At 39.4% G+C, this 17,955-nt stretch carries 13 protein-coding genes; 7 read left to right on the top strand and 6 right to left on the bottom strand.

Annotation, left to right across the window (positions count from 1 at the left end; translation table 11 throughout):
- Nucleotides 1-34: 34 nt before the first annotated feature.
- The gene (locus tag NAT51_RS00775) at nt 35-1,897 is read right to left on the bottom strand and encodes a hypothetical protein (protein ID WP_250594093.1); all 1,863 of its coding nucleotides are present in this window, start codon (nt 1,895-1,897) and stop codon (nt 35-37) included.
- 6 nt (nt 1,898-1,903) lie between these two features.
- Nucleotides 1,904-2,527, bottom strand: coding sequence for a hypothetical protein (locus tag NAT51_RS00780; RefSeq protein WP_250594095.1), 624 nt, complete (start codon nt 2,525-2,527; stop codon nt 1,904-1,906).
- A 111-nt stretch (nt 2,528-2,638) separates the two neighbouring features.
- On the opposite strand from NAT51_RS00780, the gene hemB reads away from it, so the two are divergent.
- From hemB to NAT51_RS00815, 7 genes are all read left to right on the top strand, one after another.
- Nucleotides 2,639-3,637 carry a porphobilinogen synthase gene (gene hemB / locus NAT51_RS00785; RefSeq protein ID WP_250594097.1) on the top strand — a complete coding sequence of 333 codons (999 nt, stop codon included), beginning with the start codon at nt 2,639-2,641 and terminating at the stop codon, nt 3,635-3,637.
- A complete protein-coding gene (locus NAT51_RS00790; RefSeq protein ID WP_250594099.1) occupies nt 3,637-4,017 on the top strand; it encodes a c-type cytochrome in 381 nt (126 codons plus the stop codon). The genes hemB and NAT51_RS00790 overlap by 1 nt, the downstream gene beginning before the upstream one ends.
- A 59-nt stretch (nt 4,018-4,076) precedes the next feature.
- The gene (locus tag NAT51_RS00795; RefSeq protein WP_250594487.1) at nt 4,077-4,547 is read left to right on the top strand and encodes a methylated-DNA--[protein]-cysteine S-methyltransferase; all 471 of its coding nucleotides are present in this window, start codon (nt 4,077-4,079) and stop codon (nt 4,545-4,547) included.
- A 74-nt stretch (nt 4,548-4,621) separates the two neighbouring features.
- Entirely contained in the window at nt 4,622-5,335 is a 714-nt protein-coding gene (locus NAT51_RS00800; protein WP_250594101.1) for a 3'-5' exonuclease, read from the top strand.
- Between the two features lie 64 nt (nt 5,336-5,399).
- Nucleotides 5,400-6,839, top strand: a complete 1,440-nt coding sequence (locus NAT51_RS00805) for a nucleoside recognition domain-containing protein (RefSeq protein ID WP_250594103.1) — start codon at nt 5,400-5,402, stop codon at nt 6,837-6,839.
- 107 nt (nt 6,840-6,946) lie between these two features.
- Nucleotides 6,947-7,876, top strand: a complete 930-nt coding sequence (locus NAT51_RS00810) for a leucine-rich repeat domain-containing protein (RefSeq protein ID WP_250594104.1) — start codon at nt 6,947-6,949, stop codon at nt 7,874-7,876.
- A 72-nt stretch (nt 7,877-7,948) separates the two neighbouring features.
- Entirely contained in the window at nt 7,949-9,550 is a 1,602-nt protein-coding gene (locus NAT51_RS00815) for a fumarate hydratase (RefSeq protein ID WP_250594106.1), read from the top strand.
- 82 nt (nt 9,551-9,632) lie between these two features.
- Here the strand turns inward: NAT51_RS00815 and NAT51_RS00820 are convergent, their stop codons facing one another.
- From NAT51_RS00820 to NAT51_RS00835, 4 genes are all read right to left on the bottom strand, one after another.
- Nucleotides 9,633-10,799 (bottom strand): class I SAM-dependent rRNA methyltransferase, encoded by a 1,167-nt coding sequence (locus NAT51_RS00820; RefSeq protein WP_250594108.1) that lies wholly within the window; start codon nt 10,797-10,799, stop codon nt 9,633-9,635.
- Between the two features lie 199 nt (nt 10,800-10,998).
- Nucleotides 10,999-14,241 carry a GEVED domain-containing protein gene (locus NAT51_RS00825; protein ID WP_250594110.1) on the bottom strand — a complete coding sequence of 1,081 codons (3,243 nt, stop codon included), beginning with the start codon at nt 14,239-14,241 and terminating at the stop codon, nt 10,999-11,001.
- 59 nt (nt 14,242-14,300) lie between these two features.
- Nucleotides 14,301-17,033 carry a M4 family metallopeptidase gene (locus NAT51_RS00830; protein ID WP_250594112.1) on the bottom strand — a complete coding sequence of 911 codons (2,733 nt, stop codon included), beginning with the start codon at nt 17,031-17,033 and terminating at the stop codon, nt 14,301-14,303.
- A 264-nt stretch (nt 17,034-17,297) separates the two neighbouring features.
- A complete protein-coding gene (locus tag NAT51_RS00835; RefSeq protein ID WP_250594114.1) occupies nt 17,298-17,954 on the bottom strand; it encodes a CoA transferase subunit B in 657 nt (218 codons plus the stop codon).
- Nucleotide 17,955: the final 1 nt, after the last annotated feature.

Genomic DNA, 17,955 nt, shown 5'->3' on the forward strand with positions numbered 1-17,955 from the left:
GCCTTGTTTGATATATCATATTGTAAACCTGCTGTTATTTCAGAAGAGTAAACAAATCCAGTGTTTGCAGGATGATGTTTTTATCCGATAGATTCGAGTTCAGTTCCAATAGCATTTTCGTTTTATTGTTTTCCAATTTATTAGAAGCTTTAAACTCAATGTTTTTAAAGCGGTTGCTTAGCTGGATGTATTTTGCCGTATCGGTACCCAGATCCTGGTTCAGGAAATAACTCTTGATAAAGTTTCTCATGTCAAAGTTTCCGTACATATAGTTTTTAGACAGTTGCTTTTTAACCTTTTTTGAAAAGTCAGATTTGCCGTTATCTTTCAGGTAATCCAATCCGTTTGTGAATATAATGGCATCGCCTTCCTTCCTGATGAAAAGTCCGCCAAACTCAGCTGATTTTTTAACAAAATAGTACTCGTTTTCCTTTTGCAGAAGGTTTTTTCTCAACCCCAGCTTCAGCAATTTATCGGCCATTGTAGGATGCGTTGATGTAATTACGAATGAGAAAACCGGTTTTGTTTTTTTAACCACTTTCTCCTCTTCCACTTCTTCATATTCTTCATTATACGATGTTGTGGTAATGGTTTCATCGTAAGTTTTGATATTGTGAAGGAACATTGAGATGTCGCCATCCAGTAATTTTGCCGTTTCTTTTTCATCAATGACAGTCGTAAAGAAATCATTTATGATCTCAACATCCTGACTGTCGAGAGGAAGCTGTGAAAACGATTGCTCCATCAATAAAGGATAGTTTTTAAGCATTTCTCCGGTATCAAAGTGGTAAGACATATACGCCAGCGGTTCCTCCTTCGGGAAAAATTTAAAGATATCCTTATTCGGTTTTCTGTTGATTATTTTACGGGCAATTTTAGCCATTGGTTCCGAGTATTCGGCTGAGTATTCGATACGGGCTTTTTGGTCTTCGAAATAAAAATCGGCGTACATCCCTTCGATGGTGTATACTGATTTATAGATTGGAACTGTTGGCATGCTATGCAACATGTATTTAAAGGAGTTTATTTTATCGAATACCGATTGGAAATTAAACCAAATTGAAATATCAGAATCGGTTTTCACCTTATCGGAAGTTGGTGCCACAAATCCGTTTTCGAACATTGTTGCCAATTGGGCTTCCTGTTTCACCTGATCTTCGATACGTTTCAGTTGTTTTTCCCTTTCATACTCTTCGTCCAGTTTTTTGTAGTATTCTTCATTATATATCGAATCTGCTACAACGGTATCGACAACAGCATCGTCCTCAACAACTGCCGGGGGTGCTACGTCAAATTCTTCAGGATCCCCGATTTGTTTTTCCTTCAATTCTTCTACCACTTCATAAGCAGCAGTATCAACAACAACCATGGCAGTATCGACAGCAACTGCAGCAGAATCAAAGCTAATCTCCCTGAAAGAGTTGTAATTTGGTTCCAAAAGTTTATAAACCACCAGATTATTATCGTTCCACGCCATTGTATAATCTGCATTTTTAGGCGAGTAAACCCTGTATTTCGGATAGATTTTAATCGTAGCCGGAATAGAATCATTTTTGGCTTCATTTGACTCATCCACTTTCTTCTGGATGAAACCATTTAATCCTTTCACATCCAGCAACGGCATGTTGATTTGGTAATACGGGATTGTATCGGTAAAATTCCCATGCAGTGTAACGGCTTTCGATTTATCGATAAAAGAGGCAAATTCACTCAGTTTAGTTTTGGCTTCCTCACCGGTAATCATCTTGACAGCTTTGTGGTTAAGCAGGCTGTCAATGTTTACTTTTTGGGCAAACCGTTGCGTGTTGAACTGGACAAAATAGTCATAATTTTGCTTCTTCACCTGACCGAAAGTCAATACCGGAAGCATCAAAAGCAAGTAAAAATACTTTTTCATAATGTATTAAGGGATAAAGCTTATGGAGTTATTCATGAGTTTATTGTTATTTAAAACACTCCATATATTTTGTTTTAAAAACACCGTTTTCTTAGATTTAGACAGTTTCGTATTCGGGTTCTGGGCAGCAGCCACCTCTTTGTCAAAAGTATAAACTGCCGTGATGCTCGCTTTCGTCAAATCTTCCTTTCTGTCTTCATTTTTCGTCAGGTTTTTAGGTAACGGATAGGAAGCCATGCGTTCAAACTTTCCGTCCGTTTCTTTAAAATGAACCAGATTGTTCTTTTTATCAATTGTATTCAGGACCTTGTTGAGTGCCTCTATTGAAGCGTATGAAAAATTGATTTTGAAGATATAGTTACTGAAATCATGTGAGGTAGAAACATTGGAAATCCCTTTGATTTTAGACGCTTCGGTACGGAACCGGTTTAATTTCGATTTGATTTCCTCCTCATTCGGAATGGCAACCCCGTCGACTTCCTCCAGCATGATGGCCGATTTCATCTTAAGCCATGAATCTGAAAAATCGATTACAAGACTGTAATCCCCCGATTGATCCTTGTTATGCTTAATTTTTTCGGTAATCTCAAAGCAGCCCGTGAGCAGAAAGAAAACACTTATTAAAACCATTTTTTTCATGCTGCAAAAATAAGATATAATTAACATACTCCCATCATTTACAGGTTAAAGAATTTAATGCAAAATGAGTACCTTTACAGCCCAACATTTGAATATCAGAATATGTTTCCAATACACAGAGGCAGAAGATTGCGCGTGAACGAATCGATCAGAAGTTTAGTCCGCGAAACCAGTTTAAGTCCGACCGATTTCATGTTTCCCATGTTTATCATGGAAGGAGAAAACAACCAGATTGAAGTTCCTTCAATGCCAGGGATTTACCGCAGAACACTTGATTTAACCGTAGCAGAAGTAAAAGAACTTTACGCTTTGGGCATCAGGGCCGTTAATATCTATGTAAAAGTTAGCGACAATTTAAAAGACAATACGGGAAAAGAAGCCTGGAATCCGGAGGGGTTGATGCAAAATGCCATCCGCGCCATTAAGTCTGCCTGTCCTGAGATGATTGTCATGCCCGATGTAGCTTTGGATCCTTATTCGATTTACGGACACGACGGAATCATTGAAAACGGAGACGTAGCCAATGATGCCACCAACGAAGCCTTAGTAAAAATGGCCGTTTCCCATGCACAGGCCGGAGCCGATTTTGTGGCGCCGAGTGATATGATGGACGGGCGTGTATTGCGTTTGCGTCAGGGACTGGATGCTGCAGGTTTCCACAATGTGGGGATTATGAGTTATTCGGCCAAGTATGCTTCAGCTTTTTACGGGCCGTTCAGGGATGCATTGGACAGCGCTCCGAGAGAAGCCGATGTAGTGGTTCCGAAAGACAAGAAAACCTACCAGATGGATTATGCCAACCGTATTGAAGCCGTAAAAGAAGCATTATGGGATGTGGAAGAAGGCGCTGATATGGTGATGGTAAAACCCGGAATTGCCTATTTAGACATCGTACGTGAGGTAAAGAATGCCGTTGACGTGCCGGTAACCGTTTTCCATGTATCAGGTGAATATGCCATGATCAAAGCTGCTGCCGAAAGAGGATGGCTGGACCATGACAAGATCATGATGGAACAGCTGATGTGCATCAAACGTGCCGGAGCCAGTTTAATTTCGACTTATTTTGCCAAAGAGGCAGCCATTTTACTGAATAAAAAATAATGAAATATATTGTCCTTGCAGTTGCTGCATTTACTCTTTTTTCGTGTGGGAAAGAAGAAAAAAAAGAATCATTGTATCCGGCCGAACAGGAAACCGTTCAGACACCTGTTGCATTAGGAAAGGAAATTTTTGAAGGTAAGGGTGTTTGTTATTCCTGCCATAAACCAGAGGTTAAAACCGTTGGTCCGGCGATAAAAGACATTGCCAAAATCTACAAGGAAAAAGGCGGAAGCATTGCTGAATTCCTGAAAGAGAAAAGTGAGCCAATTGTAGATCCGAGTCAGTATGCGACGATGAAAACCAATTTTGCCATTACGCGCAACCTTCCCGAAGAAGAATTAAAAGCATTGGAAGCCTACATGCTCAGCTTTTCAAAATAGCATAAGAATCAAGTCATCCCCGGATGGCTTTTTTTGTTTTAAATCCTTACTTTTATGCAATGGAAACTGCTTTTATACCCTCGCCGTTGGGCATTACAAAAATTGAAGGAGACGAGAACGGCATTGCTGTAATATCTGTTTTATCAGAAGGTACAGCAACCAAAAAAGTTCCGGTTGTTTTACAAGAAGCCATTACCCAACTTCAGGAATATTTTGAAGGAAAAAGAACCGAATTCACTTTTAAGCTCAATCCGCAGGGCACCGAGTTCCAGCAAAAAGTATGGCAGGAGTTGCTTAACATACCTTTTGGAAAAACAATGTCATATCTTGATTTATCCAAAAAGTTAGGCGATGTGAAAGCCATCCGTGCCGTGGCTTCGGCCAATGGTAAAAACCCGTTATGGATTGTAGTGCCGTGCCACAGAGTTATCGGAAGTGACGGATCGTTAACCGGTTACGCCGGCGGTTTGTGGCGGAAAAAATGGTTGTTGGAGCATGAGAGTCCGTCCCAGCAGCAAAGTTTGTTTTAATTTTTTCAGGGCAGATTACAAGATATCCCTACAATTCTTTACATTCGTAACATAAACGCCAAAATGCCATTGTTATGCTTGACAAAATACAGCTCGACAACATTCTTTTTCTCGACATAGAAACCGTTCCTGAATTTGAGAACTTCACCGATCTGGATGAAACCAAAAAAGAACTGTTCGATCTTAAAACCAGATACCAGCGTAAGGACGATTTTACGTCAGAAGAATTTTATGACCGTGCGGGAATTTGGGCCGAGTTTGGAAAAATCATCTGCATCTCTGTAGGTTACTTTACCTTAAAAGGAGACATCAGGCATTTCAGGGTTACTTCCTTCTTTGGAGACGAAATCAAAATACTCAAAGACTTCTCGAACTTACTCAATAATCATTTCAGTTTGGCGCAACATGTTTTGTGTGGTCATAATGCCAAAGAATTTGACTTTCCGTTTATTGCGCGGAGAATGATTATACACAACATCCAAATTCCGCAAAAATTGAATTTATTTGGAAAGAAACCTTGGGAAGTGCCCCATCTGGATACTTTGGAATTATGGAAGTTTGGAGATTTCAAGCATTACACATCCCTAAAATTACTGACCAATGTGTTAGGCATCCAGTCGCCTAAAGATGATATTGACGGCAGTGAAGTGGCCCGTGTATTTTATGTGGATAATGACATCGACCGAATCGTGACTTATTGTGAGAAAGACGTGATTGCCGTGGCCCAGATTTTACTTCGGTTAAGAAGAGAAGATTTGTTGATTGAAGATGAAATTATTCATGTGTAAGGCATTCTAATCCGAAAACACATTGCGTATAAAAAATTAAATATCTTTACAAAAAATACACTTTATGGTTTTAAGCAGATTTTGGCTCGTAATTTTTATTTCATCTATTCTATTTGTGGTGGTAAGTTTATTTACCGGAAACAGTTATTCGATTGATTATGTATTGAACGGAAAGAAAGACGAACCCATCTTAGTTTCGGAGAAATATTTAAACCAGGTACCAAAATTTATTGCCGACAGCATTGAAAAAGCGCCGGACATGACCATGGTGGTCAACCGTGACACCATTAATGCCGATACTACCTATGTATACAAAAACCAAACTGTAAAAGTTTTTAGCGGTGTACAAAAATCGGATGGATTATTACCCACCTGTAAAAACAGTTTAATTGATTTAATTATTCCTTTGATTGCTTACTTAGCCTTCTTCTGTGGGTTAATGGAATTGCTGATTATATCGGGAGCTTCGGAAAAATTAGCTTCAAAGTTAAGTCCGGTTTTTGCCAAAGTCTTCCCTACTGTTCCAAAAAACCATGAATCGATATCGTATATGACGCTGAATTTTGCGGCTAATTTCCTTGGATTGGATTCGGCGGCAACCCCTTTTGGTTTAAAAGCCATGGAAAGTTTACAGGAAATCAATCCCGAAAAAGACAAAGCCAGCGATGCCCAGATTATGTTCATGTGTTTGCATGCTGCGGGATTGACCTTGATTCCGACATCCATCATTGGTTACCGTGCTGCAGAAAATGCATCCAACCCGGCCGATGTGATGCTACCTTGTATTATTACTTCATTTGTGGGAACAATAGCCGCTTTTATATTGGTGGGTATCAAACAACGTATTAATTTCAAGAGCGCTTCTTTAATTGTTGCTATTACAACCATTATTGCGGCGATTGCCGGATTGTTGTTTTATATTAACCGGTTGGATTTAATCGGTAAGAACTATTTCACCGGGAACCTTTCCGGATTGATGTTGATTTCCATTATTGCCATCACTTTGATTTTTGCTTTTAAGCATGAGAAAAAGTTCAGTGAGAAAGGCACAACCATCTTCGATACATTTGTTGACGGCGCCAAAAACGGGTTGAATACCGGGGTCAAGATATTTCCTTATGTGATGGGAATGTTAGTTGCCATTTCTTTCTTCCGCAACAGTGGTTTATTCGAAATTATCAGCAACGGGATTTCCTTTATTTTCTCGAATATCGGGGTGAGTAAACAAATCACTGATTCGTTGCCGGTAGCCATGTTACGACCGTTCAGCTCGGGAGGTTCGAGAGGATTCATGATTGATGCGATGCGTAATTTCGGTCCGGATTCCTTCACGGGACGTTTAGCTTGTATTTTTCAATGCAGTGCCGAAACCACCTTCTATGTGATTGCCGTATATTTTGGTTCGGTAAATATTAAAAATACCCGTTATACTTTAGGCATGATGTTACTGGTTGATTTGATTTGTGTTATCACGGCCATTATGGTAGCCAGCTGGTTTTTTTAATCTTGTAAGAGGTTATTCATATTTACAATAAATTAATCTGAAAAAACCATTTTTTTGGACTGGTTATGAACAAATTTGCTAATTTTATCCCGCCCAAATTTATGAATATGAAAAAATCTACTTTAGCCTTACTGGCCCTGTTTTTTCTGATGCCGGTTATTTCTTTTGCGCAAGATGAAGTAATCGAGAGTGATATCAATGCTGAGAATCCGCAGAAAGTAAAAATTTTAGATCTTTCCAATAAGCAACTTACCAAAATACCGCCGGAAATTGGAAGGTTTGTCAATGTTGAGAAATTGTACCTTAGAAACAATCAGATTGTTTCATTGCCGATTGAAATCAGTAAACTGGTAAAGCTGAAAGAATTGTATCTGAATAACAATCAGATCCAGAGATTCCCAATCGAAATCTGTAAGCTGATCACACTTGAAAAACTGGAATTGAGCCGTAATAAAATGGAATATGTTTCGACTTCAATTGCCAAGTTGACCCGATTGAAAAAACTTGATCTAAGCAATAATAAAATTGATGAGTTACCGGCAGAAATGGCTGGATTGGTTAATTTAACCGAGTTGAACTTTTCGACGAATACCATCAAAGCTATTTTCCCCGGATTTGAAAACTGCCGATCTTTAAAAGTGTTGAATGCAGGAGGCAACCGGATTGAGATCCTTCCGGCTGAAGTAGGAGCTTTAACAAACCTGACTTCATTATCGGTTAACCAAAACAGGATTAGTGTACTTCCGAATGAGATTGGTAACCTTGCCAATTTACAGACACTCAATGTAGAGAAAAACCTGATCCGTAAAATACCGAATTCTATAGGTAACCTGGTTCAATTAAAAGTCGTTGATCTTGACGAAAACCAATTGAAGTCACTTCCTGAAGAAATGATCAATCTCGTAGCATTAAAAGAGTTGTATTTAGGAACAAACCCTTGGGCCATATTCCCGGACAACTTAAAACCTTTATTGGAAAAAATGCTTTACGGTCAATCCGATTTAGTAAAAAAACTGGTGACAACACCAAAGCCATAAAATTCTTAAAGCCGATTTCCAATCGGCTTTTTTAGTAATAATTAGTATCTTTACGCAACAAAAAATAACTCCATGGACTTTATATACCAAGACCCTTATCCTATTTTAAAGGATGATACACAATACAAGAAATTAACCTCTGATTATGTAAAAGTTGAGCAGTTGGGTGACCGTGAAATTTTAACAGTAGATCCCAAGGGGTTGGAATTATTGGCTCAGGAAGCCATGAATGATGTTTCTTTCATGTTGCGTTCGGCGCATTTACAAAAACTGAAAAATATTATTGACGATCCGGAAGCTACCGATAATGACCGTTTTGTTGCGTACAACTTATTACAGAATGCAGCGGTTGCCGTTGACGGTGAATTACCTTCATGCCAGGATACCGGAACGGCTATTGTCATGGCTAAAAAAGGAGAAAGTGTATACACCGGTGCAGATGACGGTGAATGGTTATCAAAAGGAATTTTCAATACGTTCCAGAACAAAAACCTACGCTATTCACAAATTGTTCCCATCTCAATGTTTGAGGAGAAAAATTCAGGTTCGAACCTTCCGGCGCAAATTGATATTTATGCCAAAAAAGGATCATCGTATGAGTTTTTATTTTTGACCAAAGGTGGTGGATCGGCGAATAAAACCTTCTTATACCAAAAAACAAAATCATTACTGAATGATAAATCGATGGAAGAATTCATCCGTGAAAAAATCATGGATTTAGGTACGGCTGCGTGTCCACCATACCACTTGGCCATCGTTATCGGAGGTACATCAGCAGAAGCAAACTTAGCGGCAGTTAAAAAAGCATCGGCAGGATATTTCAATAATTTGCCTACTTCCGGAAACATGTCGGGTCAGGCCTTCCGTGATTTGGAATGGGAAGCAAGAGTTCAGCAAATTTGCCAGGAGAGCCAGATTGGAGCACAATTTGGCGGTAAATACTTAACACACGATGTACGTGTGATCCGTTTGCCACGTCATGCTGCGTCCTGTCCGGTTGGAATGGGAGTATCGTGTTCTGCAGACAGAAACATCAAAGGAAAAATTACCCAAGACGGTATTTTCTTAGAGCAACTGGAAACCAATCCGAAGCAATATTTACCGGAAACAGCCCCGCATTTAGAACCGGCTGTCGAAGTTAATCTGAACCGTCCGATGCAGGAAGTATTGGCCGAGCTTTCAAAATACCCAATCAAAACCCGTTTAAAACTTAACGGAACTTTAATTGTAGCCCGTGACATTGCACATGCAAAAATCAAAGAATTACTCGATGCCGGAAAACCGATGCCAGAGTATTTCAAGAATCATCCTGTATATTACGCAGGTCCGGCAAAGACTCCGGATGGAATGGCTTCTGGAAGTTTTGGTCCAACAACGGCTGGACGTATGGATGTTTACGTTGACGAATTCCAGGCGGCAGGCGGAAGCATGATTATGCTTGCCAAAGGAAACCGCAGTAAAGATGTGATGAATGCGTGTAACAAATACGGAGGATTCTATTTAGGATCGATTGGTGGTCCTGCTGCAATTTTGGCCAAAGAAAACATCTTATCGGTTGAAGTGGTTGATTTTGAAGAATTAGGAATGGAAGCCGTACGTAAGATTGAAGTAAAAGATTTCCCGGCTTTCATCATAACGGATGATAAAGGAAATGATTTCTTTTCCAACTTATAAGATTTACAAAATAATTTATAAAAGAGAAAACCCCGGAGATGAACTTCGGGGTTTATTTTTATATGAATCTCAAAATCGATAACTATTCAACATACAATACCAATCCTTTCAGGTAATGTCCTTCCGGGTGGTAAATATTTGTTGGATGATCAGGTCCTTGGGACAATTTGTGCAGAACCCTGATATTTCTTCCAGTTTCAATCGCAGCAGCAGCTACCGTATTGTAAAACAACACATCATCGATTACCTGCGAACAGGAGAATGTGAACAAAATTCCTTTGGGAGCCAATGCTTTTAATCCGGCAATGTTCAAACGTTTGTATGCTTGGGTAGCCGTATGCTTGCTTTTGATACTTTTTGCAAAAGCCGGTGGATCCAGAACAATCACATCATATTGTTGGGTATGTTCTTTCATGAATTCGAATACATCTGAAGCAACCGGACTATGATTAGACCCAGGGAAATTCAACTGCATGTTTTTATCGGCCAGATCAACGGCTTTTTGGGATATATCAACAGAAGTTACCAATTCGGCACCGGCACTCATGGCATAGATAGAAAAACCTCCGGTATAACAGAATGTATTTAACACCTTTTTACCTTTCGCGTATTCACCCAAAAGTTTACGGTTATCTCTCTGATCCAAAAAGAAACCTGTTTTTTGACCTTCCACCCAGTTTACGGCAAAGAGGATATTGTTTTCTTTTGCAACCGTATCAGTAGTGTCACCGAAAAGGAAAAAGTCTTTTCCGGTATTAGGTAGTGTACCGCTGCTTTTGCAGTAAACAGTTGTACAATGTTCAGGGAAATTGGTTTTGATTGCTTCCGCTATTTTTTCGATTTGGTAATAAATTCCGGAAGAATGTGCCTGTAATACCCAGTTCTTATCGTAATAATCGATAATCAAACCCGGAATACCGTCACCTTCACCATGGATCAAACGGAAAGCATTTGTAACTTCCAGATCCAATAATTTCAGTCGGAGTTCCCAGGCTGATTCCAGTTTTTCTTTCCAGAACGTTTCCGAAAAAGTTTCTTTGGCAAACATCAGAATACGGACCACGATACTTCCTTTATCACTAAAGTAACCGGTACCCAGATGGTTGTTATTGGAATCGACCACATCGATCATTTCACCATCGTTGATTTCCTGTGTCACACCATAAACGGCTCCACTGAAAACCCAGGGATGGCGTCGTTGAATTGATTTTTCTTTACCTGCTTTTAAGATAACTTTCGGATAGGACATTTTGTATGAGTTTAGATGCGTGAGGGATGGAAGCAGTCTACCGTGTAGCGCGTACAGCCCGGCCGTTTTTTGTCCTGAATCCCTTCAGGGGCAAAAAAAGGACACGCCCAAATTATTTTGCAAAGCTATGATTTATTTTAATAAAAAAAGAGGCTGATTGCCCAACCTCTTCTCTCGTTTTATAGTTTGAATTATTTGATTATTTTTTAGTAAACTTTTTACTGATTGTCTTTTGTCCGTCGTTAACCTCCAGAACGTATAATCCGGCGGCTAAATCTGAAACATTAATATCTTTTTGATTTAGTTTACCTGCTTTAATTCTCTGACCATTCAGATTATAAATAATATAAGACACACTTCTGTCATCAATCATGGTGATATTTATGGTACTTTCAACCGGATTAGGATACATGTCAAAATCAAAAACACTAGCTTCATTGGCAATGGCCGTCGCATTAATGGTTTGCGGTGCCGCCGGTGCCCCGATATTCACGGTATAATCTTCCACCTCTCCATAAGTGAAGGTTTCACAAGGCGAAGGTGCTGCGTTGTATTTCATCGAAACCCTCATTCTGGTTGTACCTGCCAAGGCTGATGCTGGCACGGTAAAAGTACTTGATAAATTAGCATTGCTTGAGGATGATCCCGAAGCAACTTGCTCAGTAGATTCGAAAGTTCCGTTTTTATTGTAATCAATCCATACCGCCCAGAATTCAGTATAGGCAGAACCTGTAAAACCGGTGCTATAGGTAATCGTATTTGATCCATACGGAACATTCCCCACTAAGTTTGTGAAATCAGCATACCCAGCATTAGCTCCGGTTGCATTCGAAATTCCTCCTATGGCAACATAATCGATAAACTCATCTGCAACACTGTTCCCTTTAGAGGCACAATAGCTAATTGTAACCGGCGATGTCGTTACTGCAACCGTATTACTCGATGCTGATAAATTTCCGGCTGCATCCCTTGCTCTTACGGAAAACGAATACGTTGTAGAAGATGTTAATCCGGAAACTGCAGCACTGTTAGTTGATGATGTTGAAAGTAAGGTTGCGCCATTATAAATATTATATCCGGTTACACCTACATTATCTGTTGAGGCTGTCCAGGTTAAATTTGTTGATGTTGATGTTGTTCCCGAAGCAGCCAGATTAGTTGGTGCTGTAGGTGCCTGTGCATCTACAACCGTATCAATAGAAGTCCGCCAAACTCCCCTTCCGTAAGTTCCTGCGGTAATATTGTTATCGACATAATTAATTTCCAGATCTGTTACCGGAACATTAGGCAGATTTGTATCGAAAGGTTCCCAAGCCGATAAACTGTCATCCCTGTAATACACTCCCAATGAAGTTCCTACATACAAAGGATTCAAAGAATTATTTCCCTGGTGTACAATTACATTTTTCCCAATTGATGGTAATCCAGTGTTGATACTGGCAAAAGTTGCACCGGAATCTGTTGATTTATACACCTGACCGGAAGTTCCCTGTGTCACAGCATACAGAATTGTACTATTTGAAGAATGGACCTTTATATCCTTAACTGTGGTAGGGAAAGTATAAATCAGAGTAAAAGTAGTTCCTTTATTTGTACTCTTGTATAAGTTAGCCGCATCAGATACATACATTACATTATCGTTAGAAGGATCAACGATTACATTTTCCACATTGGAAGAGAATGTAGTCGTACTTCCTGTCCATGAAGTTCCGTTTAATTTGTACACTTTTGTGTACCCTCCAAAGACTTCTCCGGCTGAGTTTATCGCCAAAGGAGTTACCCAGTTTCCGGTTGCAGGACCGGTAATTGTTGAAGTCAAACTGTTGCCTCCATTTGTTGTTACATATAGATTAGACCCTGACTGGATGAAACCATAATACTTACTGCTGTTATTAGGATCCACACCGGTATCCATACCATCAGCGCCATAATAATTTTTCCATTGACTACCACTGTAAGCATAACCTCCATTGTCCTGTAATCCACCAACCATATTCCCGGAGGATTGTTTGGAAACTGCAATTTTATAAAATTGTCCAATTTGTAATCCTGTTGTCAAACTTGCGAAAGACGTTCCGTTATCTGAAGACACATAAATACCGCCATCACTTCCGCAGTATAATTTATCTCCATAATATCTCAGAAAATGAATATCAGCGTGTGTGTAAGTTGCCGAAGTTGGTGAGCTCCAGCTATTCACTTTAGTGAATGAAGCTCCTCCATTAGAACTTTTCCACACATTCAGACATCCTGTAAACACAACCTCTGCATTGGTTCTTGAAACACCCAAAGCCATGTCATACCACGCCTGTGTCGATTCAAAAATGTCGTTGCTTGCGGCAGTTTTTGAGAATGATGTTCCACTGTTTGTGGAACGGTACAATCCCTGAAAGCCATTTCCAGTCGTTGCGCTTAAAACATATACATATGCTGAATTTGCAGGTGTAACTTCAATAGCTAATCTACCTGAACTTGCAGGTAATCCTGAAGTAACTGCAGAAAATGTTGCTCCAGCGTCTGTTGATTTATAGAAAGCTGATGAAGTAACGGCATATACTGTATTAGGATCACCCGGTTTCAATTTAATATCTTTAATATTACCGCTCAAAACATTCGTCCAAGCCACTCCGGCATTAGTAGTTCTATATAAACCTGCACTGGTAGCTACCCATAGGGTACTGGGATTTGTAGGATGAATAAAAATATCTGCCGCCCTTGTAGATGTATTGGCAAATGATAATCCGGTGGTATTCCATGTGGCTCCTCCATCAGTTGATTTCAAAACTCCAATTGAATAAGTATCACCAGCATCTTTATCTCCAGTTGCAATATAAATTATATTGGAATTTGTGGGATCTGTAACGATTCCTGAGACACCAATTTGTGGCAACTCATCGGATAATGGCATCCAGCTGCTTCCTGCGTTTGTTGATTTCCATATACCTCCAGCCGGGGTACCAACATAAATGACACTTGCATTATTGGGATCAACATATACTACATTAACCCTTCCCTGACCAGCCGACCAAGATCCGGTGATGGTATGAGAAAATGGTCCAACAGGTTGCCAATTAGTTACTTTAGCAGATAAAGTATTTCTTTTAGATTTTTTAGCATTCTTTTTACTCTTCCAGGCAGCCCATGTTTCTGAAGGTGTGATTAAAGTCCCGTTTGGATGCGAATTACTCCTCCAATAATACTCCCAACGCATGAAAGGTTTGTATCCTGATCCTTTTTTATTTTTATCATGATTTGACCAATAAGCATCAAAAGAAGCTACCATCTGATCAATGGTTAATTCTTTTCCTTTTGCTTTCATTGTAGCGTCAGCCATCCAGGGTGCATCTGAATTAAACTGAGCAGACATATTTAATGAAGGAGCCAAAACTAACATCCCAATCTTCATTAAGAAAGTAATTTTTTTAAATGCCCTGTTTTCCATGCTTTTTAGTTTTAAAGAAAAAAAGAGACCTCATGTGAGGTCTCTTGATTAAAGTTTTTCTATTTTTTAGCGAACTTTTTAGTGATCGCTTTTTGTCCGTCATTAACTTCCAAGATGTATAATCCTGAAGCCAAATCAGAAACGTTGATTTCCTGACCTCTCAATTTTCCGGTTTTTAATGATTGACCCATTAAATTGAAAATCTGGTAAGAAACACTGCGGTTATCCAACATTCTGATGCTTAATGTGTTTTCTGTTGGGTTTGGATACATATCGAAGTCGAATACATTTGATTCGTCAGCGATAGTAGCATCACCACCTACGGTAGCAATTGCAGAAGCACCGATATTAACCGTATAATCTTCAACTTCACCATATGTAAAAGTTTCACAAGCAGTTGAAGTAGCACCATATTTCATTTGAACCCTCATTCTGGTATTACCTGCCAAAGCAGTTGTAGGTACGGTGAAAGTTGATGATAAGTTTCCGCTGCTTGAAGAAGAACCAGCTACCACTTTTTCTGATGTTTCAAATGTACCGTTTTTGTTGTAATCGATCCAGATTGACCAGTATTCAGTATAAGCAGACCCTGTGAATCCGGCACTGAAAACGATAGTGTTTGAACCATAAGGAAGATTAGCCACTAAAGCAGTGAAGTTTCCGTAACCTGCATTAGCACCTGTAGTATTAGTCATTCCGTTAAGCGCCACGTAGTCGATGTATTCGTCAACCACACTGTTTCCTTTAGAATTACAATAAGTAGTTCCTCCCGCTAAAGTAGTTACGTTAACCGCGTTACTTGCAGCTGATAAATTTCCGGCAGCATCTTTTGCTTTTACTGTGAATGTGTAAGCAGTTGAAGCTGTTAATCCGGCTACAGTAGCTGAATTAGTAGTAGCAGTCGTAACTAAAGTAGAACCGTTGTAAATGTTATATCCGGTAACCGCAACATTGTCTGTTGAAGCTGTCCAAGTCAAATTCGTAGAAGAAGAAGTTGTTCCGGATGCAGCAAGGCTTGTTGGTGTTGAAGGCGGAGTTGTATCTGTACCACCACCTGAATAAGCAGCACCTACACCTACAGCATACCATGCATTTGTAGTAGCGATTACTTCAGCAGATCCGGCTCCGTATAATTCGGTAGCCGATTGGATTGAATAGGTTCTTGCATTTGCAAAAGTTGAATTTGCCGATAGGTAGTTTGCTTCAGTACGGTAAGCAATTTTAGCCGCTTTATCTACTGTGATACCTGTAACGTTAAATGCATTACCAATGTCGTTTGTTCCTGATTTACCTACAGATAAAATATAGAACCAGTGGTTCAATACACCTGAGTTTGTGTGTACACCACAGTAGTCGTTTGACTGAGTAGGTGTACAGTTAGGATTCACCCAGTAAGTTCCGCCGTAAGTATCCGGTTGGCCTTCAGCATTAGGGTTGCTCATGGAACGTAACGCTGCGTGACCAGATCTCATTTCGATATCTTCACCGATTAACCAAGGTTGTTTCGATGGTGCAGCAAAGAATTCTACACAAGCTGCCCAGATATCAGAGAAACCTTCATTCATGGCTCCTGATTCTTTTTGGTAAGCAAGATCTGCCGTATAGGTACAAACCGCGTGACCGATTTCGTGTGCTGCAACGTCTAAAGAAGTCAATGCATTGAATCCTCCTGATCCGCTACCGTCACCATATGTCATACGTGAACCATCCCAGTAAGCATTGTTATAGTTACTGCTGTAGTGAACATAACTGTTGATTTTAGCTCCGGCATTGTTGAAGCTGTTTCTTGAATGTACCGTGTTGAAATAGTCGTAAGTCATTTCGGCACCCCAATGTGCATCCAAAGCTGCATTATCTTTATTGGTATTATTAAATTCAGCAGCCGTCCAGTTGTTATCTGTATCTGTAAAATTTACAGCAGCTGAATAATTAGTACCTTTTTTCATGTTATAGGTTTGCATTCCGCCACTTCTTGTGTTATCCTGCAGGATATAAGAAGAACCGCTTAACAAGGTTTGGATGGTTTGTGAACCGCTGTAACGTGTAGCTGCTGTTGCGGCCACAACCATAGAAGGTACCTTGAACAAATCTACGTAAGTTCCTCCGGCATCCAGATGCTTACCATGGCTATGCTCCCCAACGTGTTTGATTGTCGCGTTGTAAAAAAGGATTTGTCCGTTTTTGGCATCCACATAAACATCTCCCCTGCTAACTGGTGCTGTTGCGTAGATATCAAATTTATAGGCCAATTTAACCTCATTACCATCAACCGGTAATAATACCAATTCTCCAGATGGTTTTGAATAATTCATTTTAGAAGCTTCGGCAGAATTATCCCACATGTATTGCTTCGCCCCGATTTGTGCAATTGCTTTATTTAAAGCAGCATCTGCAGAAAGGGAAGCTCTTGTATCGATGTCACCGATGTTGTAATATTCACCCGACATGGATTTCACTTTTCCATTTTTAGAATGCACAGAATAACTGGCAAATTCTACTTTAATTCCTTGATGGAATAATTGAAATTTTTCGTGGGTAAACCCTAGATTGTCTGAATCTGTTTTGATTTTTGAGAAGGCCTGATTCCCTCTTAGGCCTAATTGGGTTTTGAATAACGTTTGGGAATCTGAACTTTTGTAGCCGGCATCTTCGTTGAAAGAAATAAATCCGGGAGTTCCGTTTTGGTTTTTTTCAATTTTGTTTACGTTCTTGTCTGTTTCCTGTGCAAAGGAAGACAAAGTAAACAACGACAATGCGGTAAGCGAGGCTAAACCGCGTAGTTGTTTTCTCATAGTTTGTTTGGTTTTGGTTGGTTAATAATTTGTTTTTCTTGTCAAAAAATCAATATTTATGCATAATTCTTAACAATTACAAAAACTAAGCAAAACGTGTTGTTTTTTGACATTTTTCAATGATAAACGCGTTTTATTCATTTAAAACCAAAAATATGTTAAAATATTGAAATAAAAATATGGTAAAACCATATTATTTGTTAATACCATAACAAAAAAAGGCCGTGATTATCACGGCCTTTTTAAAGATTTTTAAATTATAATTTAAAATACCATTTCCGGTATTTCCCCTTCAATGATAAGGTTTGCCTCGGTTGCATTAATAATATCTTCGACAGAAACACCCGGTGCTCTTTCCAATAATTTGAAACCATTTGGCGTAATTTCAAGAACCGCTAATTCAGTTACTACTTTTTTAACACAACCAACACCTGTTAGTGGTAAAGTACATTTTTTTAAGATTTTAGATTCTCCTGCTTTATTCACGTGCATCATGGCAACAATGATATTTTCTGCAGAAGCTACTAAATCCATGGCTCCTCCCATTCCTTTAACCATTTTCCCCGGAATTTTCCAGTTAGCAATATCGCCGTTTTCAGAAACTTCCATAGCGCCTAAAATAGTTAAATCCACTTTCTGCGCACGGATCATTCCAAAACTGAAAGCTGAATCAAAGAAACTTGCTCCAGGCAATGTTGTAATGGTTTGCTTTCCGGCATTGATCACATCAGCATCTTCTTCTCCTTCAAAAGGAAAAGGGCCCATACCTAAAACACCGTTTTCCGATTGGAATTCAACCGAAATATCTTCACGTACATAATTGGCAACCAAAGTAGGTATCCCTATACCTAAATTTACATAATAACCATCTTTTACTTCTTTAGCTATTCTTTTTGCAATTTCTTCTTTACCTAATGCCATG

This window comes from Flavobacterium amniphilum, from assembly GCF_023634845.1.
GTDB lineage: Bacteria > Bacteroidota > Bacteroidia > Flavobacteriales > Flavobacteriaceae > Flavobacterium > Flavobacterium amniphilum.